This is a genomic window from Cupriavidus sp. H19C3, assembly GCF_049393815.1.
GTDB lineage: Bacteria > Pseudomonadota > Gammaproteobacteria > Burkholderiales > Burkholderiaceae > Cupriavidus.
Genome location: NZ_CP184986.1, coordinates 1,841,068 through 1,862,059, shown reverse-complemented (window position 1 = coordinate 1,862,059; position 20,992 = coordinate 1,841,068). Strand labels below are relative to the sequence as shown.

Below are 20,992 nucleotides of genomic sequence, written 5' to 3'. Positions count from 1 at the left end.
CCTGTATCGAGGGAGCGGTGGTTGTCGTTTCCGGAGACTTTATGTCTTTCTCTCTTTGCCTGAAGCTGGCGCTCCTATGTGCGTCCGCCCTCGGCATGTCGGTAGCGCTTGCAGCGCCCCCGCTTGCCGCCCCCACGTTATCCATTGAAGAAGCCGCCGCGCTCGCCACGGCGCGTGCGCAAGATGCCGAGAACTCGCACGGCGCCATCGAAGCCGCCTTGCAACAGTCTGTCGCCGCCGGCCAGTTACCCGATCCGATTCTGAAGGTCGGGCTGAACGATGTCCCCGTCAGCGGTTCAGACACCGGCTCACTGAGCCGAGATTCCATGACCACGCGGTCGATCAGCGTCCTGCAGGAATTCACGCGCGCCGACAAGCGACGGGCACGCACTGCACGGTTCGAAGCCGAGGCCGATTCCGCCGATGCGCGGCGCATCGTCGGCGTGACCAATGTTCAGCGCAGCGCCGTCGCCGCCTGGATCGACCGCTGGTACGCGGAGCGGGAGCGAACCCTGCTGGGCCACCACGCGCACCCACTGAACCTCGCGCTCGAAGCCGCCAACGCTGCCTATCGCAGTGGCCGCGGCACGCGCGCCGACGTACTGGCCGCCCAACTGGAAGTGCAGAAGTTGCAGGACCGCGAAAGCGAAAACCAGGCGGTGCTCGATGCTGCCACCGTCAATCTCTCGCGCTGGATCGGCGCGGATGCCACACGTCCGCTCGGCGACCGCCCGGCCCTCGGCGTCCCGGATCGTGTCGAGCAACTCGTCCGTGCGCGCTATGACGGCGTGCCGGAAATTGCAGCGGCGCAGCGCGATGTGACACTTGCAGAGAGCGAGGTACGCCTGGCGACGGAAGCGCGCAAGCCCGATATCAGCGTCGAGCTGATGTACAGCCAGCGCGGCTCGGCTTACTCGAACCTGGCTTCGATCAACGTAAGCTTCCCGCTACCGTGGGATCGTGCAAACCGTCAGGATCGCGAAGTGTCCGCGCGACTCGCGCAGGCCACCGAGGCGCGCGCCAAAGCGGAGATTGTGCAGCGCGATACCAACGCCGTCGTTGGCGCGCGCGTCGCGGAACTGCGCGGGAACCTTGAACGGCTCAAGCGCTATGACGACGCCACGCTGCCGCTGGCCAATGCGCAGGCGGAAGCTGCCCTGACAGCCTATCGCAACAACACGGGTTCGCTGCTGGCGGTGGCTGAGGCCAATCATCGCGCCATCGATACGGCACTGGAACGGCTAACCCTGGAACGACGCACGGCGAGGCTCTGGGCCGAACTGACATTCCTGACGCCACTGCCCACCGCACAAACCGAACCAGCCTCCAAGGACTTCAAATGAACCCGCGACTGAAATTTGCGGCTGCGTGCGTGGTCATGATCGGCGCGGCCGGATATGCCGGCTATCGCTTCGGCGTTTCGCAGGGCACGTCCACAATGCCCGGCAAGCCGGCGACGGGCGCGACGGCGAAAACCGGCGATACCGATCCGCAAACGGGCAAAAGGGTTCTCTATTGGCACGACCCGATGGTGCCCGGCCAGCGCTTCGACAAGCCTGGAAAATCGCCCTTCATGGACATGCAACTGGTACCGGTCTATGCCGACGGCGGCGACGCCGGCGGCAGTGGAGTTTCCATCGACAGTCGCGTGACGCAGAACCTGGGCATTCGCACCGCTGAAGTCAAGACCGGTCGTATGGGAGCCACGCTCGAGGCACCCGGCAATGTCGTTATCGATGAGCGCAGCATCCAGGTGATCCAGGCACGCACCACCGGCTTTGTGCAGCATGTGGGCGTGCGAGCCACGCTCGATGCCGTCCGAAAGGGGCAGACGCTGATCACGGTCTATGCGCCCGACTGGGTGGCGGCGCAGGAGGAGTACCTGGCCGTCGCCCGAATGCCCCCAGCGTTGCAGGGGGACCTCGCGGATGCGGCAAAAGCGCGCATGCGGCAGGCCGGCATGACGCCGGGGCAAGCCGATGCCGTCGCCCGTTCGGGCAAACTGCAGACGGGGCAGGGCATCGTCAGCCCGCTGGACGGCGTTGTCACCGAGATCGCCGTGCGCGAAGGCATGACGGTCGCCCCAGGCATGACACTTTTCCGGTTGGCGGATCTCGGTCAGGTCTGGGTGATCGCCGAAGTGCCGGAAGCACAGGCGCGCCGTATTGCACCGGGACAATCGGTCACGGTATCGGCCGCCGCCGCCCCGGAACCCGTGAACGGCAAGGTGGATGCGATCCTGCCCGACGTCAACTCCGCCACGCGCACCTTCAAGGTACGTATCGTCCTGCCCAACAGGCAACACCGGCTGGTGCCCGGCATGTTCGCCAGCGTGCGGTTCGACGGCGGCGATCGCCAGGACGTACTGCAGATTCCATCCGATGCCGTGATTCGTACGGGCCAGCGCAACGTCGTCATGGTCGATGTGGGGCCGCAAGGTTATGTGGCCACGGAAATCCGCACCGGCCAAGAATCCGATGGCATGACCGAAGTCGTCTCCGGACTGAATGCCGGGCAAAAGGTGGTGACATCGGGCCAGTTCCTGATCGATTCCGAAGCCAGCCTGCGCGGCACCTCGGGCCGGCTGGCATCGCCGGCCGATCCATCCGCGCCCGCCGCCACTGTGTCGGAGCATGAGGGGATCGGTCGCATCGAAGCCGTGAACGCCGCGGGCTTGACGATTTCGCATGGACCGATTCCTTCGGCGCAGTGGGGTGCGATGACGATGGATTTCCCCGCGCATGATCCTGCGATGCTCAGGGGGTTGAAGCCCGGCGACCGCATCCGGTTCCGTTTTAGCCAAGGCCAGGACGGTACCGCCACGCTATCGTCGGTACAGCCGGCCGGTGCGGAAGGAGCCAAGCCATGATCGCGCGCATCATCCTGGCGTCGATACGCAATCGCTTCCTGGTGCTGCTGGCCACGGTCATGCTCACGGCGTGGGGGCTGTGGGCGGTGCGCAGTACACCGCTGGATGCGTTGCCAGACCTGTCCGATGTGCAGGTGATCATCCGCACGCCATTTCCCGGGCAGGCACCGCAACTGGTCGAAAACCAGGTCACCTATCCGCTGACTACGACCATGCTGTCCGTGCCAGGGGCCAAGACTGTACGCGGATACTCTTTCTTCGGAGATTCGTTCGTCTACGTCCTGTTCGAGGACGGCACCGACCTGTACTGGGCGCGCTCGCGCGTGCTGGAGTACCTGAATCAGGTGCAGTCACGCTTGCCGGCGGCCGCCAAACCGGCGCTAGGGCCGGATGCCACCGGGGTGGGCTGGATCTATGAGTACGCGCTGGTGGACAAGACCGGGCGGCACGACCTCTCGCAACTACGCGCGCTGCAGGACTGGTTCCTGCGCTTCGAGTTGAAGTCACTGCCCAATGTCGCCGAGGTGGCTCCCATCGGCGGCATGGTGAAGCAGTATCAGGTCGTATTGCAGCCGGACAAGCTGCGCGCCTACAACATCCCCCAGTCGAGGATCCTGGAGGCCTTGAAGGGCGCGAACCAGGAGGCTGGCGGCTCGGTGCTTGAACTTGGCGAGGCCGAATATGCGGTTAGAGCGTCGGGGTATCTGAAGACCCTCGATGATTTCCGGCAGATTCCGCTTGTGACCCGCGAAGCCGGCATTCCTGTACGGCTCGGCGATGTGGCCACGGTACAGCTCGGTCCCGAGTTGCGGCGCGGTATCGCCGAGCTCAATGGCGAAGGCGAGGTCGCCGGCGGTGTCATCGTGATGCGCTCGGGCAAGAACGCGCTGGAAACCATCGAGGCAGTCAAGGCCAGGCTCGCCGTGCTCCAGAAGAGCCTGCCGGCAGGCGTCGAGATCGTCGCCACGTACGACCGCTCGTCCCTGATCAATCGCGCGGTGGACAATCTGACGCACAAGCTCGCCGAAGAGTTCATCGTCGTCGCGCTGGTCTGTCTGATCTTCCTGTTCCACCTGCGCTCGGCACTGGTGGCCATCGTTTCGCTACCGTTGGGAGTGCTAGCCGCGTTCCTGGTCATGCGCTATCAGGGCGTCAATGCAAACATCATGTCGTTGGGGGGCATCGCCATTGCCATCGGCGCGATGGTCGATGCCGCGGTCGTCATGATCGAGAATGCGCACAAGCATCTCGAACACTGGCATGCGGACCATCCCGGCAGGCCACTCTCCGGGGAGGAGCGCTGGCAGGTGATCGGCGAATCGGCGGCGGAGGTGGGCCCTGCGCTGTTCTTCTCGCTGCTGATCATCACACTCTCCTTTGTGCCGGTATTCACGCTGGAAGCGCAGGAGGGACGGCTGTTCTCGCCGCTGGCCTTCACCAAGACATACTCGATGGCCGCAGCCGCCGGGTTGTCGGTGACCCTGGTGCCCGTACTGATGGGCTATATGATCCGGGGCAGGATTCCGAGCGAACAATCCAATCCGCTCAACCGGTGGCTGATACGCGCCTACCAGCCAATGCTGGCCAAGGTGCTGACCTATCCGAAGACCACGGTGGCCATTGCAGCGGTTCTGCTGGCCGCGACCGCGTGGCCGATTTCGCGCGTTGGCGGCGAGTTCATGCCGCCTCTCGACGAGGGTGACCTGCTGTACATGCCCTCCGCGCTACCCGGCCTTTCCGTGGGCAAGGCCGCGCAACTGCTCCAGCAGACGGACAGGCTGATCAAGACATTCCCGGAAGTTGCCACCGTGTTCGGCAAGGCGGGCCGCGCGGACTCCGCGACCGATCCCGCGCCGTTGGAGATGTTCGAAACCACGATCCAGTTCAAGCCGCGGGATCAATGGCGCGCCGGCATGACGCCGGACAGGCTCGTCGAAGAACTCGATCGCGTGGTGAAGGTGCCGGGCCTGTCGAACATCTGGGTGCCACCGATCCGCAACCGGATCGACATGCTGGCCACCGGCATCAAGAGCCCCGTGGGCATCAAGGTGGCGGGAACCGACCTGAAGGAGATCGATCGGCTTGGCTCGCGCATCGAGGAAGCCGTGAAAGCCGTTCCGGGTGTTTCCTCCGCATTGGCCGAGCGTCTGTCTGGCGGGCGCTATATCGACGTCGATATCGACCGGATGGCGGCGGGCCGCTACGGCCTGAATATCGACAACGTCCAGAGCATCGTGTCCTCGGCGGTCGGTGGCGACAACGTCGGGGAAGTGGTCGACGGATTGGCGCGCTTTCCAATCAATGTCCGTTATCCACGCGATTACCGCGATTCGGTGGACCAATTGCGCGCGTTGCCCATCGTCACGGATCGAGGGCAGCAGATCACCCTGTCCGACGTGGCACGCTTGGAGGTGGTGCAAGGCCCGCCGATGCTACGCAGCGAAAACGCCCGGCTCTCCGGCTGGATCTACGTCGACATTCGCGGACGCGATCTGCGTTCGGCGATCCATGACATGCAGGCAGTCGTGGCAAAGGCGGTGCCAATGCCAGCGGGCTATTCTCTCAGTTGGTCGGGGCAGTTCGAATACCTGGAGCGGGCCACCGCAAAGATGAAGGTGGTGGTGCCGTTCACACTGCTGATCATCTTCGTTCTGCTCTATCTGGTGTTCGGCCGTCTGGATGAAGCACTGCTGATCATGGGCACGTTGCCGCTGGCGCTTATTGGCGGCTTCTGGCTGCTCTACGGGCTTGGCTACAACTTGTCGGTTGCGGGCGTGGTCGGCTTCATCGCATTGGCCGGCGTGGCGGCCGAGTTCGGCGTGATCATGCTGCTCTACCTCAAACATGCCTGGCGCGAGCGCGAAGCCAGCGCGGAAGCAAACCTGCCCATGCTGCTGGAAGCCATTCAGCAAGGCGCGGTGCAGCGTGTCCGTCCCAAAGCCATGACGGTCGCGGTCATTCTCGCTGGCCTCATTCCCATCATGTGGTCGCATGGCACGGGCTCGGAGGTCATGCAGCGCATTGCTGCCCCGATGGTCGGTGGCATGGTGACCGCGCCCTTGCTTTCCCTGTTCGTTGTCCCGGCGGTGTACCTGCTGATACGTAAACGCCAGACAAAAGCTGTTTCCCGTTCCACCCACCACTCGCTTAAAGAGGAAATGCAATGAAACACGTCAACACCCTCGCATTCGTTGTCTCCTTCATGGTCGCCCCGGCGGCGTTCGCCGCCGGATCCATGGACGGCATGGACATGAAGCCGTCTGCTTCCTCGCCGAAAACTTCGCAGCCTGTCGCCGCGGAAGTCAGGAAGATCGATGTCCAAACCGGGAAGGTAACGCTCAAGCACGGCCCAATTGACAACCTTGGCATGCCTGCCATGGTGATGGCGTTTCCCGTCAAGGAACGCGCATCACTGAGGAACTTCAAGGAGGGGGACGCGGTTTCCGTTACGTTCGACAAGGTCAATGGCGAGCCGGCCATCGTAGACATGAAGCGGCGGTAGTGCGCGCGATTGCATGCCGGCGCTGTAGGTGGCATGCAATTGTCCTGCGACTCAATGCATCGGATCTCCTATAAGTTGGAGCCCCCAATTGATGCGGACCACTGCGCTTCGCGATCGGTGACCGCTCACCTCCCATAAGCCGCCATCGGGAGTGACTAAGCTGATGACTGAGAAGGGTCGTTCTGCGACCCCGGGCCCATCGCCAGGCCTGCGCATCTGCGCCAAATCGCTGTCGCGTCGTCCTTCACGATTTCGCTCCCGTCGGAAATGGATGCCAACATTGGCAACCCTCAACCGCGAGAAACTCAATACAGAAGCCGGGGCACCCTGAGAGGGTGCCCCGGCTGTGGGTCCTTATGTCAGTGATCGTGCCGTAGACCGTTGGCACGATGCGACAACCGTGGAGATGTCGCGAAGGACCCAGCAAACGCGCGCATGAAATCGATGATCCCTCTCCCGCGATGCTGCAGCGGGAGAGGGCGGGAGCGGAAGCGTTGGCTGACCGATGCGATCGCATCGCGTTGACCTCGGCTTCCCTCCGTTCTCCCCGGCCCGCTACCTATGGAAACCGGAGAGAGGTCCAACCTCCTCCATGCGATATGGTGCGTGATAACCGTGCCTTACTGCTGCCGGTTCTTTTGCTGTTGGCCCTGCTGGCCTTGTTGTCCTTGCTGACCTTGTTGGCCCTGTTGGCCGCTTTGTTGCTGCGACTGGCCCGAGCGTTGGTCCTGGTTGCCCATTTGTCCGCCACCCTGGCGCTGTTGGTCCTGGCTGCCTTGCTGGTTACGCTCGCCGGGCTGCATCTGCTCCTGCTGCTTCTGGCCCGACTGGGAAGGATTCCCTTGTTGCTGCTGTCCCATTGCTGTCTCCATGACACGCGGCGAGGCTGCCGCACATAGAGCAGTGCAATGGCTGTGCCATGGCGCGAATGTGTGGCCGCTTTCATCTCCCGCTGTTGCAGGTAGCGCATGCGCTGCCTGATAGGCGCACTGATTTACAACGGCGCGGTGTTTTTACATGGCAGCGGCATGTGCGCGTGCGGTACCGCCGGGCGTAACCACCTGGTACGCCATTTGCAGAGAGTAGGCTACTCACCCATACAACAGGAGAGAGCCATGAAGAAGACTGCACAGACCCTTCGTATCGCCCTGGTGGCGACTGCACTGGCCGCGGCTGGCGGCGCCCACGCGCTTGAGATGGGCGCCCATGCCGGCGGTGGGTTCATGAAGGTCGCGGCAACGTCCGATAACTCGAACTTGCCTCCCGCCAATTCCGCGCCGGGCATGCCGGGCCACACGGAGGGCGACAAGGAAAAGCGTCCTGCCGCCACCAACGACCTGAACGCCGATCATGCCAAGCAGGCCGTCACCGACAGCGCGCTGACCACGAAGGTCAAGGCCAAGCTGCTCACCACCAAGGACCTCAAGGCAACCGGCATTCACGTCAAGACCAAGGATCGCGTGGTCAATCTGACCGGCACGGTGCCGACCAAGTCCCAGCATGAAATGGCGCTCTCCACCGTTCGCTCGGTCGATGGCGTTGCCTCGGTGAACGACGAACTGAAGGTGTCGTCGCATTAATCCGGAACAGGTTCCTTGATGCGCTGCGGCGAGAGTCGTATTGCGCCTGACCGCGACACGCGAGTGCCGCGGTCTTTTTATTCCTGGCGGCAGCGCATGACTCTCGGGTAAACCGGGCGGCGTGACCGCCGGTTTCAGGCTGCCTTGCGGCGCGGCGCTGCCTGTCCTGGAGCGGCCTTTTTTGCGGCCGCCTTCTTTGCAGTCACCTTCTTTGCAACCACCTTCTTCGCAGTCACCTTGTCTGCGGCCGTCTTTCTTGTCGTGGCCCTCTTTGTCGCGGCCTTCCTTGCGGGGGCCCTCTTTGCGGGCGCCTTCTTTCCGGCTGCCCGGGTGGCTGCCCTGGACCTGGACTCAGCCTTGGCCGTTTTGCCGGCTGGCGCATCGTCGGCGGTCTCGTCTCGGGCCGTCTTCTCTTCTGCCGTCGCCCGCTCCGCCCGCTTGCCGCGCTTGCCGAGGCTCTCGCGCAGCAACGCCATCATGTCGATGACCTTGGCGCCCTTGGCCGGCGCTTCGCCTTCCTCGCTGGCCGGGGTGAGCAGATGCGTCTTGCCCGCTTTGATCTTGGCATCGATCAGCGCCATCAGGTCGTCGCGATAGGTATCGCGGAACTGCTCCGGAGCCCAGTCCTCACTCATGTCCTCGACGAGTTTCTCGGCCATGTCGACCTCGCGCGCGGTCGCACCCTGCTTGCCCTTGGGCAGGTTGAGCTCCTCGATTGGTAACACCTCGTCGGCAAAACGCATGGTGTTGAGCACCAGCGCCTTGCCGAAGACGAGCAGCGCGGCCAGATGCTGGCGGTTGCGCAACACCACCATGGCGAGCGCCGCGCGGCCGGTGCGGCGCATGGTTTCATGCAGCAGCGCGTAGCCGCGTTCGCCGCGCTTGTCCGGCTCCAGGTAGTAAGGCGTCTCGAAGTAGTAGGGCGGGATCTTGTCGGCGTCGACAAAGCTCACGATATCGACGGTCTGCGTGGCCTCGACATTGGCCTGCTTGAAGTCTTCGTCGCTGAGCACGACGTACTCGTCCTTCTCGTACGCGTACCCCTTGACGATATCGTCGCTCTCGACCGGCTTGCCCGTATGCTTGTTGATGCGCTGGTAGCCGATCGGCGCCATGTCGCGCTTGTCGAGCATGTCCAGGTCAAGCGTATGCGAACGCGAGGCCGGCTTGAGAACCACCGGAATATTGACGAGCCCGAAGCTGATGGCGCCCTTCCAGATGATGCGCGACATAGGCGGTCCTAGGCGCGTTGTGGCGGCGGCGGCGGCAGATCGCCCGGCGGCGGATCGTTGACCGGTTCCGGCGGACCCGGTGGCGGCTCGGGAGGCGGCGATTCGGGCTTCGGCGGCACGACGTCGGGTTCGGGCGTGATATGCACGTTGTTCTCCTGATCAGGTATCGAGTTCTTCCAGCAGACGCGTAATCGCGTCGAGGTCGGCGGGTTTGACGAGATGAAGATCGAAGCCGGCCGCACGGGTGCGGCGACGGTCGTCGGGCTGGCCGAAGCCGGTCAGCGCCACCAGTCGCGCGTGGCGCAGTTCGGGAATTTCGCGCAGCCGCCGCGCGGTTTCAAAGCCGTCCATGGCGGGCATGCCCAGGTCGAGCAGCACCACGTCCGGCCGCACGCTGGCGGCCTGTTCGACGGCGCTCTTGCCATCGGACGCGGTCACCACGGTATGGCCGAGCGTCTCGAGCGTCATGGTCATGGCTTCGAGCGCGTCGACGTTGTCGTCGATGAGCATGATGGTGTGGGCCGTGCTGGCCGGCGCGCGCGGCTTGCCGGCGGACGGATGCCAGTGCTGCCAGGGCTCCACCGGCAACTCGACGATAAACGTGCTGCCCTGGCCGGGCCCGGGGCTTTCCGCCGAGACCCGGCCGCCATGCAGCAGCACGAGCTTCTGCACGAGCGTGAGACCGATGCCGGGGCCTTCGCGTGCGGCCAGGTGATCGGGGTCGCCATCGGATGCAAGCGCGTCAGGCATGGGCTGGTCGCCGGCGCCGTGTGCGCTCTGCGGCATCCTGGCCACCGACTCGTCGTCGTGCTCGGCCTGCGGCGCCCGTACCGCGCCGTCCTGCGCGCCGCTCACCTCGGGTGCGAGCGGATCGAACAGCTGGCGCTGCAATGCGGGCGAGAGGCCGGCGCCATTGTCGGAGACACGCACGCAAACCTTGCCGTCGGCGGCGGTGGCGGTCACGGCAAGCGCACCGCCTTCCGGCGTGTACTTGGCTGCGTTATGCAGCAGGTTGGCGAAGATCTGCGTGAGGCGAACCATATCGCCGCACACCGGTAGCGGTTGCTCCGGCAGCGACAGCCGTAACGTGTGATGGCGCGTCTCGAGCAGCGGCCGTACGGTTTCCACCGCGGTATTGAGCGCGCTGCGCAGTTCGACCAGGTCGCGCCGCAGCGTGATCTTGCCCTGGTTGAAGCGCGACACATCGAGCAGATCGTCGACCAGGCGCGTCAGATGGCGCAGTTGGCGGCCAATGATATCGCGCGCGCGGAACATGTCTTCGCGCGACGGCGCGCCGCGCTGAAGCAGGTCAACCGCGCTGCGCATCGGTGCGAGCGGATTGCGCAGCTCGTGTGCGAGCATGGCGAGGAACTCGTCCTTGCGCCGCTCTTCGTTATGCAGCGCGCGCTCGGCGCGGTTGTGACGCGTCACGTCCTGGCAGATGCCGGCCACGCGCAGGCAGCGGCCGTCCGCACCGCGGACCGGAAACGCGCGCATATGGACTTCCCGGATTTCGCCGGTCGGACGTTCGAGCTGGAACTCGGTGTCGAGCCGGCCATCGCGCAGCATGCTGTGCCACTCGGTTTCCATGCGCGCACGGTCCTCGGGCACCAGCCACTGGATCCAGCGGCGCGGGTCCTGCTGCACGGCTGCCGCCGGACGGCCCCACAGCGCCTCGAAGGATGGGCTGACAAACAGGAAGCGTTGCGTCGACGGATCGAGAATCCAGACCACATCGGCGAGCGCTTCCGCCAGTTGCCGGAACAGGTCCTCGTTTTCATGGAGCGCCTGCGAGGTCCGGCTGTAGGCCTCTTCCGCGCCGCGCATGCGCAGCAACGCGTTGATGTTCGACACCAGTTCCTCGGGCTCCACCGGTTCCACCAGAAAACTGTCGGCGCCGGCATTGAGCGCCTGCGCACGGCGATGGGAATCGGCCGCCCCCGGCGATGTCAGCAGGACGAGCGAACGTGCCGTGCGCGGGTCCGCCTTGAGCAGCCGGCAGACCTCCAGCCCGTCGATATCGGGTAGCCGCGTTCCGAGCAGCACCAGTTCCGGCGCGTGCTGGCGCACGAGCGAGAGCGCGGCCTGCCCGTTGGACGCCTCCAGCACGGAGAAATCGGCCCGGTGCAGGATTCGGCTCTTGACGTAACGTGGACCCTCACGGTCCTCCACGTTCAGGATGAGCGGACGACGGGCGGAAGCAATGGCGGGCGTGTCGTTCATGGCAGGCTGGCGGCAAACCGCGCCGCATTGGCAATGATCGGAAAAAAGTCAGTCGCGTTCTGATACGGAAGCATCACGTAGGGTCGATTTCTGTTGATCCGGTGTGGGCGGGAGACGCCTCCGCGCCACTCGAATCGTTCCGTTTTGTAAAAATTACTCGTCACTTCGCCGTACTGCTTGTAATTTTGGTGCGATGGAAAATGAATATCCGGCGCTGCGTTCATGCCATGGAGACCGCGCTGCCGGAGGCCTCGCCCCGGGCTGCCGTGCCGACCGCGACGCGCGATGGCGCCCGATTTCGGCGGGTTCGCGGCGGCTCATCCCGGCGCGGCGGCAGTTGCTGTGTCATGCGTGGTGTCTCTTCGGTTGCCCTTCGTAGCATGTCCGTCAGGTATCCAGACGCTCGCGTTTTCGTCCAGGGTGGCAAGAAGCGTGCCGCGCATGGCAGACCCGCTGACGGACGGACGCCGACAGTGGTTGGGCGCCGTGCGTCGGCTCAAGCGTCGGCCAGCAGCTTGCGCGCGCGGGTCAGCGTCTGGCGCTGCGCGTCATGGCCTGCCCACGGGTCATGGCGCGTCATCTCGTCGAGCCTGGCGTCGACGTTGGCGATGGTCCAGTGCGCGGCCGAGGTCAGGTCTTCCAGCTCGTCCCAACTCACCGGCATGGAGACGCCGAGCCCCGGACGGGCCCGCGCCGAATAGGCGGACGCCGTGGTAGCGCCGACACCATTGCGCAGGTAATCAATGAAAATCTTGCCCACGCGGTTGCGCGGTCCGCTCTTGGCGACGAAACGGTCGGGAATGGTCTTCGCCATATGCCTGACGACGTCCTGCGCGAAGTCCCGCACGTCGTCCCAGCCGGCGCGGGCGGCAATCGGTACCACCACGTGCAACCCCTTGCCGCCGCTGGTCTTGAGGTACGCCTGCAGGCCGAGCGCGTCCAGCATGGCGCGCACGAGACCGGCGGCTTCCTGGATGCGCGGCCAGTCCACGCCTTCGCCGGGGTCGATATCGAACACGATGCGGTCGGGCTTGTCGATGGTGCGGGCCCTGGCGTTCCAGGTATGGAATTCCACGACGTTGAGCTGGGCCACCGCGACAATGGCGGCCTCCGAGGTCAGCTCGATCAGGGGCGGGTGCCCGGGCCACAGTTCGGGATCGAGTTGCTTCATGCCGTCGATGTTGAGCGTGTCGCCATGGCGCTGGAAGAATTGCTGCCCGTCGATGCCCGCCGGCGCACGCACCATGGCCAGCGGGCGGCCCTTGAGGAACGGCAGCAGCAGACCGGCGGCGCGCGCGTAATAGCGCACGAGGTCGCCCTTGGTAAGTCCGGTGGAAGCGTCGATGACGCGGTCGGCATGGCTGACCACGATCCGGCCCGCGTTGCCATTTCCGGCGCTGGCGACCAGGGTCTCCTTTGTGGCCTGCGTTTGCCTGGCGCCCCGCGCGGTGCGGGTGGCTGTCCTGGATGTCGTTCCGGTCGTGGCCTTGGTCACGTTGCTCGCCTCCGCAGTGCTGGTCCTGGTCTTTGCTGTCCTGCTCTTGGCTATCCCGCTCTTCGCTATCCCGCTCTTGGCTATCCCGCTCTTAGCCGCAGTGCTGGCGGTGGCCCGGGTGCCGGCTTTGGCGCCGGCCGCGCCCGTCTTGGCGCGCTTGGCGCCGGTCTCCCCGGCCATCGTCTCGGGCTTGACCGGCTTCTCCACCGATACCGCGCCGGCGGGCTTGTCCGTGCGCAGGCCGTGGAAGACCGAATGCCGGATGCGGCCGTCCTGCGTCCACGCGCCGAACGAAACCTCTGCCACCAGCTTCGGCCGCACCCAGTGTCCCTTCACGCCGCGCGGCAGATCGGCGAATGGCGTGGCATCGGCAGGCAGCGCATCGAGCTGCTTGCGCAGGCTATCGAGCGTGGCGGTATCGAAGCCGGTGCCGACATTCCCTACATAGCGCAGCTTGCCCTGCGCATCGTGCACGCCGAGCAGCAACGCGCCCAGTCCGCTGCGGCTGCCCTTGGGGTCGGTAAAGCCGCCGATGACGAACTCCTGCCGCTGCGTGCATTTGAGCTTGATCCAGGTCCGCGCGCGCGCGCTGACGTAGGCGGAGTCCACCCGCTTGCCGATCACCCCTTCGAGCTTCATGCGGCAAGCGGCGCTCAGCATCTCGTCGGGGTCCGCCTCGAAGCTCTCGCTGAACCGCACCCGCGGCGCGGCTTTGGCCGCCAGCACCTGCCGCAGCAGCATGCGTCGCTGGTCGAGCGGCACCGCGCGCAAGTCGTGGCCGGCGTAGTAGGGCAGGTCGAACACGTAGTACTGGATGGTGTCGACATGCGCGGTCTCGAACGCGTTCTGCAACGCCTGGAAATCGGTGACACCGTGCTTGTCCACCACCACGATCTCGCCATCGAGCCAGCCGTCAGGCAGGCCGAGCGCGCGCACCTCGGCGGCGAGCGACCGCAGTTTGCTGGTCCAGTCGTGGCCCTGGCGCGTGAACAGGCGCACGTCGTCGCCATCCACGCGCGCGAGCAGGCGATAGCCGTCGAACTTCACTTCGTATTGCCATTCGCCGTCCGTGGGCGGGGCCTCCACCAGCGTGGCCAGTTGTGGCGCGAGCGCGAGTGGCAGGGCGGCTTTGCTGGCGCCCGTGGGTGGCGCAACGGTGTCGCCGCTGGCCTTGGCGGCCCTGGCCCGGCTTGCGCTTGCCTGGCGCGCCGCGGCCCCTTTCTTGCGCGTGGCCCTGGGTGGCGCGTCGTCGCCGTCCCCGTTCTTGTGGTCGTCCTGGTCCTCGTGCGCCTGGGCGCCTTTTTTTGCCCCCTTTTTTGCGCCCTGTTTTGCGCCCGCTTTTGCGCTCTGATCCGCGCCCTTGACCGCACCCTCGACCGCGCCGCTCGCGCGATGCTGCGCCACCGCCGTGCCCGCCAGCACGCTGTCGGGCATCGCCTCGACCACGTCGAAATCCGCCGCCGCACGCGCCAGGTCGTCGCGCTCCTTGATCAGCAGCCAGGCATCCTGGTCGCGCTGGCGCCGGCCGCCCATCCGCACCAGCGTCCAGTGCCCCTGCAGCTTTTCGCCACGCAGCTCGAACTTGAGCTTGCCGGCGGCATAGCCGGCCTCGGGGTCCTCGTCCGGTATCCAGGTGCCGCGGTCCCACACGATGACCGTGCCCGCGCCGTAGTGGCCGGCCGGGATCACGCCTTCGAAGTTGGCGTAATCGAGCGGGTGGTCTTCCACATGCACGGCCATGCGCTTGTCGGCCGGGTCGTAGCTCGGCCCCTTGGGTATCGCCCAGCTCTTGAGCGTGCCGTCGAGCTCGAGGCGGAAGTCGTAGTGCAGCCGCCGCGCCGCGTGTTTCTGCACGACGAACGTGAGCGGCTGCACGCGCTTGCGGCGCGCACGCCCGGTATGCCGGGCGGTCTCGCCAGACGGCTCCGGCGTGGCGCCAAAGTCGCGCTTCTGGCGGTATTTGCCGAGGGGCGCGGGATGGGCGCTGCCGGGGGCTCCGGTAGCCGCGGTGGCCGCGCGGGGGGGCGAGCCTGCGGCGGATGTGGTTCTGGCCATGATGCCTGCCTCTCATGTGTGCGTGATTACCAGCTTATGCAGCAAGCGGCGCCCGTGAAATAAGCGGCCGTCCTACATCGCCGGCTTTGTAATTCCGTACCGTGCCGGAGCGTCCCGCGCACGCCGGATGGCGGGCGGCGCGGCGGGAACGGGATTTGCGACAGGTCACGGCGATGCGGTCGCCGGCAGTGTGACCCGGGTGCCGGCCAGCACCGCCTGTATGCCCGGGCGAACGGACGCAGAAGGACGCGAAGCCAATGAAAGCCCTGAAGAAGATCGGATCGCAGGTCATCGTGCTGACCGGCGCCAGCAGTGGTGTCGGTCTGGTGACGGCGCGCAAGGCGGCCAGGCTGGGCGCCAAACTGGTACTGGTGGCGCGTAGCGAGGAGTCGCTGCAGAAGCTGGCCGAGGAGCTGCGCGAGCATGGCACCGAGGTCATCATCGTCAAGGCGGACGTCGGCAAGCAGGAGGAAGTCGCCCATGTGGCCCAGATGGCCATCGAGCGATTCGGCGGTTTCGATACCTGGATCAATAACGCCGGCGTGACCATCTTCGGCCGCCATGGCGATGTGCCGCTAGAAGACCAGCGGCGCCTGTTCGACACCAACTATTGGGGCGTGGTCCACGGGTCGCTGGCGGCGGCCGCTCATCTGCGTGAGAACGGCGTGCGCGAGAGCGGCGGCGCCATCATCAATATCGCGAGCGAAGCGGCCGACGGTCCGCTACCGTTGCAGAGTGCCTATGCGGCATCGCAGCATGCCATCAAGGGTTTTACCGATACGCTGCGCCTGGAGCTGGAACAGGAGCAGGCGCCCATCTCGGTGACGCTGATCAAGCCGGCCGGGCTGGAAACGCCGATGGTCACGCATGCCAAGAACTTCCTGCACGTGCAGCCGCAACAGCCGCCGCCGCTCTACGACCCGGCACTGGCGGCGGACGCCATTCTGTTTGCGGCCGAGCATCCGCGCCGGGACCTGTTCGTGGGCGGCGCCGCCAAGGCATTTTCCGCCGCGGCCTACCATGCGCCGCACGCGTTCGACCGTTTCATGCGGCGCTTCATGTGCCGGGCCCAGCAGACCCGCATGCCGGCCGGCCCGCGCGAGGACAACGCGCTCTATGACGGCGGCAACAGCCTGATCGAAAGGACCGGCACGCGGCGCGCGCTGCAGTCGTGTCCGTACACCACCTCCGCGCGTCATCCGATGCTGGCCACGATGGCCATCGTGCTCGGCGCCTCGGCCGCGATGGCCGCCGTGCTGCGCAGCCGGCGCTGAGCCGGCTGCCGGCAAAGCCTACGGGCGCACCAGCAGCGCAACCGGCAATACCTGCAGGACGTCCTTCAACCGGAGGTGTCCTGCGTGGACCGACAGCGTGCGGCCCGTCAGCACATCCACCCACGGACCGGCGCCGCTGGCGCGAATGGCCGTGTCGGCCCAGCACGGCGGCGGAATGCGCGGGACGTCCGGATCGACGTGATGCGCGGCCAGGCGGGTGACGATAGTCATCGCCTCGCGCTCGCCGCAGCGCCGGGCCAGGCCGAGCACCTGGCGCGCCAGCGTGCCGCTGGCCGGCAACGCATGGCACGTGCCTTCGTTGAACAGCACCGCATGCTCGCGCCGGTACTGCAGTACCGCCCGGATGAGTTGCTGCTTGATGCGCCCGTCGCGCCAATGGCTGAGCCAGTGCGCCCAACCTGCCGTGCATTCGCATTGCGCACGCAGGCGCGCGTAGTCCGGCGCGCGCCGGTTGTCGGGATCGACCAGGCTGAAGTCCCAGCCTTCGTTGCCCTGATAGCGATCGGGTACGCCCGGCGCGGTCAGCTGGATCAGCGTCTGCGCCAGCCCGTTCAGCGCGGCGGCAGGCCCGATGCGCTGCGCGAACTGGCCGATGCGCTCCAGCACGCTGTCGGCGCCGCCCGCTGCCAGGGCGGGCAGGAAGGCTTCGCAGGCGGCCTCGTACCCGGTGTCGGGATCGGTCCAGCTGGTATGGCGCTTGGCTTCGCGCAGGGCCTTGGTCTGCCACGCGAGAATGCGTTCGATAAAGGCGCGCTGCGCGTCTTCGCCCTCCAGCGCGCGCGGATCGGCGGGCCACGCGCCGATCAGCGTCTGGTACAGCATCAGCCGGTCCACGCCGTCGGGGCCCTTGGGCGATGCCGCCAGCAACGGCGCGATCTGCGTCTCCCATGCATGGACTGCCTCGCTCCATTCGTCGGCCACTTCGCTCAGCACGGCCAGGCGCAGGCGGGCATCCTCGCCGCGCTTGTGGTCATGGGTGGCGGTGGCCAGCATGGCATGCTGCGGCCGCGCCAGCAGGCGCGCATGGAACTGCTCCGGCTCCAGTGCCAGCGTGGCCGGCACGCTGCCGACCTCGTTGCGCGAGAGCAGCCGTCCGTAGCGATAGAACACGGTGTCCTCGGTCGACTTCGCGGCGAGGGCCGGCATGATCTGCTGCAGGCGCGTGCGCAGGTCGCCCGCTGGCGTGCCGACGGGCGCCTTGCCACGCAGTTGCGTGACGATATAGTCGAGCGCGACCTTTTCCTCCGGTGCGAGACTGTCCGCCGCGCGCGCCGCGGCGGCGGCGATCATGGCGTCGTCCCACGCGGTCTCGCCGGGATCGACCGTCGTCTCCTGTGCGCCCAGGCTTGCGTCCGCTTTTCCGTCAGCTTTTCCGTCCGCTTCTCCGTGCGCACCGGTGCCGTCGATGCGCCGGTCGTCGGCGATGCCACGGTAGTAGCTCCGATAAACCGGTACCTGCACCAGCAGCATCTTCAACGCGCGCCGCAATGCCGCCAGCGTCAGGTCGCGTTCCTGCGGGTTGGCGCGCACCAGGGCGTAGAGCCGGGCGCATGCACCGCCGAACTCGGTCATCAGGTGCCGTTCGAGCATGCGTTGCCGCGCGGCATCCACATACGCGGGATAGGTGCGGGGGTCGCCGCTCATGTGTTGCCAGAGCGCGTCGAGCGTCGCCGCGCCTTGCGCGTCGTGCAGCACGGCGGCCACGTCGTTCATGAAGTCGTAACCGGTGGTCCCGTCGACCTGCCAGTTGGCCGGCAACGGCTCGTCTTCTCCCAGGATCTTCTCCACCACGATCCATGGATGCGCGCGCGCCTTGTCGCCGGGCCGGCCCGGCCGCAGTGCGTCGAGCCGTTCGCGCAGCTTGCGGCAGTAGCCTGCGGGGTCGGCCAGGCCATCGACATGGTCGATGCGCACGCCATCGATCCAGCCCTCGCGATAGAGCCGGAATACGAGCGCGTGCGTGTCTTCGAACACCGCTTCGGATTCCTGGCGCAGGCCCACCAGTTCGCTGATCTCGAAGAAACGGCGCCAGTTCAGCTCGGCCGCCGCGGTCCGCCACCACGCCAGCCGATAATGCTGGCGCTCCAGCAACGCGTGCCATGCGGCTGCGCAGTCGGGCTCGACGAGGTCGCCATCGCGCTTGCCGTCGTCGGCGATAAGGGGCGCCTCCGCCAGCGGCAGGACATGATCGCCATAGTGCAGCATGACCACGCCGTCCTCGCCACGCCGTAACGACAGCGCGCCGGATGCCAGCGTCTGCCAGTAGCGTTCCCCGAGGATCGGCACCAGTACCTTGCCGCGCAGGGCGGGATCGCGCGATTGCCATTCGATATCGAAGTGGCGCGCGTAGGCGCTTTGTGGTCCCTTTGCCAGCACGTCGTGCCACCAGCCATTGTGCGTCGCGCTCGCGGCCATGTGGTTCGGCACGATATCGAGCACGATACCGAGCCCCGCCGCCTGGGCGGCTTCGCACAGCGCGAGAAAGCCCGCTTCGCCGCCCAGTTCGGGATTAATGGTGGTGCAGTCGGTGACGTCGTAGCCGTGCGTGGAGCCCGGCCGCGCGCACGTGATCGGCGACAGATAGAGATGACTGATGCCGAGCGCGGCGTGGTACGGCACCAGCGCTGCCGCGTCGGCAAAGGTAAAGCCCGCATGCAGTTGCAGGCGGGCGGTGGCACGCGGCACACCGGCGTGATCGAGATCGCTCATGAATGATGCAGGCAGGTCACGGTACAGCGCGGCGGCAGCGTGCCGGCCTTGAGCATGGCGATGGCACCGGGCAGGCTCGCATGGAGCATGGTGGTCGCCTCGCACTGCGCGTTTACGGCGGTATCGCCCAGGTTCAGCCAGATCGACAGGAGGCTACCGTCGCCGAGTTGCCAGCGCGCCACCAGGGCACGCTCGCCGAGGATGTCCACGCCGGCGCTGCGCGCGCCATGCAGCCGTGGCATCAATTCGTGCCGGCGTATCGACAGCAGCTCGCCGTAGTAGTGATGCCACGCGCGGCAATAGCCGTCGGTGTCATCGCAGTGCGGACGCGAAGCTTCAAAGGTTGCCGGTGCGTTGGGATCGGCGATGCGTGCCGCGCGGTCTTCGTCGCGAAAGGCATCGGCGGCGGCAAACTCGCGCCGGCGTCCGTCGCGTACGGCCTGTGCGAGTTCGGGCGGATGATCGGTGAAATAGAGAAACGGTTCGCGCGCACCGTCTTCCTCGCCCATGAAGATCAGCGGGATCTGCGGGCTGAGCAGTTGCAGCGCGATGGCGGCGCGCAGCGCGTCCGGCTCGGCCAGGGTAGTCAGCCGTTCGCCAAAGGCGCGGTTGCCGGTCTGGTCATGGTTCTGCAGGAACATCACGAAGGAAGTGGCGCCGAGTTCCGCGCTGGGCTGGCCGCGGCGTACCTCCCGGCCCTGCAGCGGCCCATCGCCGGCGGCGCCGGTGCCGTCGGTGCCTTCCCCCACCCCGCCGCCGGTGCGGTGTGGCGATATCTCGCCCTGCCAGGCAAAGCCTTCGGCCAGCACGCGCGCCAGATGGCGCAGCGGCGCGCTGCCGGGGCCGCCCGCCGGCGCGGCCCCGGGCAGGTCGCCATTGAACTCGGCGTAGTAGCCATCGTGCTCGCCGGTCAGCAGCACGTGCAGCGCATGATGGGCGTCGTCGTTCCACTGCGCGTCATAACCGCTGCGCAGCAGCGCCACGTCGTTATGATCGTTCTCGAGGACCAGGTGCACATGACGTGGCCCCGCACCAGCTCCCTTGCCGCCTTCGCCACTGGCCACGCAGCGCCGCAGATGGTCGGCCAGTTGCGGCAACCAGCCCTCGTCCTCGATCGCGTGCACGGCATCGAGCCGCAGACCGTCGAAGCGGAATTCTTCCAGCCAGTAGCGTGCGTTCTCGGTAAAGAAACGGCGCACCTCGGGGCGGCGGAAATCGATAGCCGGGCCCCACGGCGTGTGCCGGTCCTGGCGAAAAAAGGCGCTCGCGTAGCGGTTCAGATAATTGCCTTCGGGACCAAAGTGGTTGTACACCACATCGAGCAGCACCATCATCCCGAGGCCATGGGCGGCGTCGACGAGCGCGCGCAGTTCATCGGGCGTGCCATAGCCATGCTCGGGTGCAAACGGCAGCACGCCGTCATAGCCCCAGTTGCGCGTGCCCGGAAACTCCGCGAGCGGCATCAGTTCCACCGCGGTAATGCCGAGGGCGGCCAGGCGCGGCAGCAGCGCGCGGGCGCCGGCAAAGCCGCCGTGCAGGCCCACGTGCATCTCGTAGATAACGGCCTCGTGCCACGGCCGTCCGCGCCATTCCTCGTGTTGCCAGCGATATGCGGCCTCGGGTGGAGGATGCCAGAACACGCTGGCGCCGTGCACGTCATCGGCCTGCGCGCGCGCGGCCGGGTCGGGCACGGTGGTGCCGTCATCGAGGCGGAACCAGTAGCGCGCGCCATGGCAGCAGGCGGTAATGGCCTCGAACCAGCCATGTGCGTCGGGGACCATCATGATCGGGCCCACGCCACCGATTTCGAGCCGCACCGACTGGCCCTGTGCCGCCGCATCGGGCGCCCACAGACGGAAGCGGACGCGGCCGTCGGACAGCATTGCCGGGCCGAAGCGATAGATCTCCTCGCCATCCTCGTCGCACGGGAGTGCGCGCACATCGGCACCGAGGGTTTCCCAGTTGGCGCCGGCGGGCGGCGCCGGCATGCGGGGCGGCGCCTTGGGCGCCGCGGGGATCGAATACATCATGA

At 66.4% G+C, this 20,992-nt stretch carries 14 protein-coding genes; 6 read left to right on the top strand and 8 right to left on the bottom strand.

Translation table 11 applies throughout. From position 1 onward, the window contains the following. The first annotated feature begins 41 nt into the window (after positions 1-41). From DFLDMN_RS27815 to DFLDMN_RS27800, 4 genes are read left to right on the top strand one after another with little or no spacing between them, the layout of a single operon-like run. Positions 42-1,343, top strand: coding sequence for a TolC family protein (locus DFLDMN_RS27815; RefSeq protein WP_423198966.1), 1,302 nt, complete (start codon positions 42-44; stop codon positions 1,341-1,343). After that, positions 1,340-2,869, top strand: a complete 1,530-nt coding sequence (locus tag DFLDMN_RS27810) for an efflux RND transporter periplasmic adaptor subunit (RefSeq protein WP_423198965.1) — start codon at positions 1,340-1,342, stop codon at positions 2,867-2,869. Before DFLDMN_RS27815 ends, DFLDMN_RS27810 begins: the two co-directional genes overlap by 4 nt. Further along, positions 2,866-6,036: an efflux RND transporter permease subunit gene (locus tag DFLDMN_RS27805; protein ID WP_423198964.1), complete on the top strand. Its 3,171-nt coding sequence runs from the start codon at positions 2,866-2,868 to the stop codon at positions 6,034-6,036. The genes DFLDMN_RS27810 and DFLDMN_RS27805 overlap by 4 nt, the downstream gene beginning before the upstream one ends. Beyond that, on the top strand, positions 6,033-6,371 hold the full coding sequence (locus DFLDMN_RS27800; RefSeq protein WP_423198963.1) for a copper-binding protein: 339 nt from the start codon (positions 6,033-6,035) through the stop codon (positions 6,369-6,371). Before DFLDMN_RS27805 ends, DFLDMN_RS27800 begins: the two co-directional genes overlap by 4 nt. A 620-nt stretch (positions 6,372-6,991) precedes the next feature. Here the strand turns inward: DFLDMN_RS27800 and DFLDMN_RS27795 are convergent. Beyond that, positions 6,992-7,231: a hypothetical protein gene (locus DFLDMN_RS27795; protein ID WP_423198962.1), complete on the bottom strand. Its 240-nt coding sequence runs from the start codon at positions 7,229-7,231 to the stop codon at positions 6,992-6,994. Between the two features lie 255 nt (positions 7,232-7,486). Between DFLDMN_RS27795 and DFLDMN_RS27790 the strand changes: the two genes are divergently transcribed. Then, positions 7,487-7,951 (top strand): BON domain-containing protein, encoded by a 465-nt coding sequence (locus DFLDMN_RS27790; RefSeq protein ID WP_423198961.1) that lies wholly within the window; start codon positions 7,487-7,489, stop codon positions 7,949-7,951. 134 nt (positions 7,952-8,085) lie between these two features. On the opposite strand, the gene DFLDMN_RS27785 is transcribed toward DFLDMN_RS27790, so the two are convergent. The 5 genes from DFLDMN_RS27785 to ligD all read right to left on the bottom strand — a co-directional run bounded on the left by DFLDMN_RS27785 (position 8,086) and on the right by ligD (position 14,956). Then, positions 8,086-9,183: a Ku protein gene (locus tag DFLDMN_RS27785; protein WP_423198960.1), complete on the bottom strand. Its 1,098-nt coding sequence runs from the start codon at positions 9,181-9,183 to the stop codon at positions 8,086-8,088. Between the two features lie 8 nt (positions 9,184-9,191). Continuing rightward, the gene (locus DFLDMN_RS27780) at positions 9,192-9,329 is read right to left on the bottom strand and encodes a hypothetical protein (RefSeq protein ID WP_423198959.1); all 138 of its coding nucleotides are present in this window, start codon (positions 9,327-9,329) and stop codon (positions 9,192-9,194) included. A gap of 13 nt (positions 9,330-9,342) precedes the next feature. Next, positions 9,343-11,406 (bottom strand): response regulator, encoded by a 2,064-nt coding sequence (locus DFLDMN_RS27775; RefSeq protein ID WP_423198958.1) that lies wholly within the window; start codon positions 11,404-11,406, stop codon positions 9,343-9,345. Continuing rightward, entirely contained in the window at positions 11,403-11,630 is a 228-nt protein-coding gene (locus DFLDMN_RS27770; RefSeq protein WP_423198957.1) for a hypothetical protein, read from the bottom strand. The genes DFLDMN_RS27775 and DFLDMN_RS27770 overlap by 4 nt, the downstream gene beginning before the upstream one ends. Positions 11,631-11,902: 272 nt before the next feature. Further along, positions 11,903-14,956 (bottom strand): DNA ligase D, encoded by a 3,054-nt coding sequence (gene ligD / locus DFLDMN_RS27765; RefSeq protein ID WP_423198956.1) that lies wholly within the window; start codon positions 14,954-14,956, stop codon positions 11,903-11,905. A gap of 257 nt (positions 14,957-15,213) precedes the next feature. On the opposite strand from ligD, the gene DFLDMN_RS27760 reads away from it, so the two are divergent. Next, the gene (locus DFLDMN_RS27760) at positions 15,214-16,230 is read left to right on the top strand and encodes an SDR family oxidoreductase (protein ID WP_423198955.1); all 1,017 of its coding nucleotides are present in this window, start codon (positions 15,214-15,216) and stop codon (positions 16,228-16,230) included. Positions 16,231-16,248: 18 nt separating this feature from the next. On the opposite strand, the gene treY is transcribed toward DFLDMN_RS27760, so the two are convergent. Continuing rightward, the gene (gene treY, locus DFLDMN_RS27755) at positions 16,249-18,960 is read right to left on the bottom strand and encodes a malto-oligosyltrehalose synthase (protein ID WP_423198954.1); all 2,712 of its coding nucleotides are present in this window, start codon (positions 18,958-18,960) and stop codon (positions 16,249-16,251) included. After that, a complete protein-coding gene (locus tag DFLDMN_RS27750) occupies positions 18,957-20,990 on the bottom strand; it encodes an alpha-amylase family glycosyl hydrolase (protein WP_423198953.1) in 2,034 nt (677 codons plus the stop codon). The genes treY and DFLDMN_RS27750 overlap by 4 nt, the downstream gene beginning before the upstream one ends. Positions 20,991-20,992: the final 2 nt, after the last annotated feature.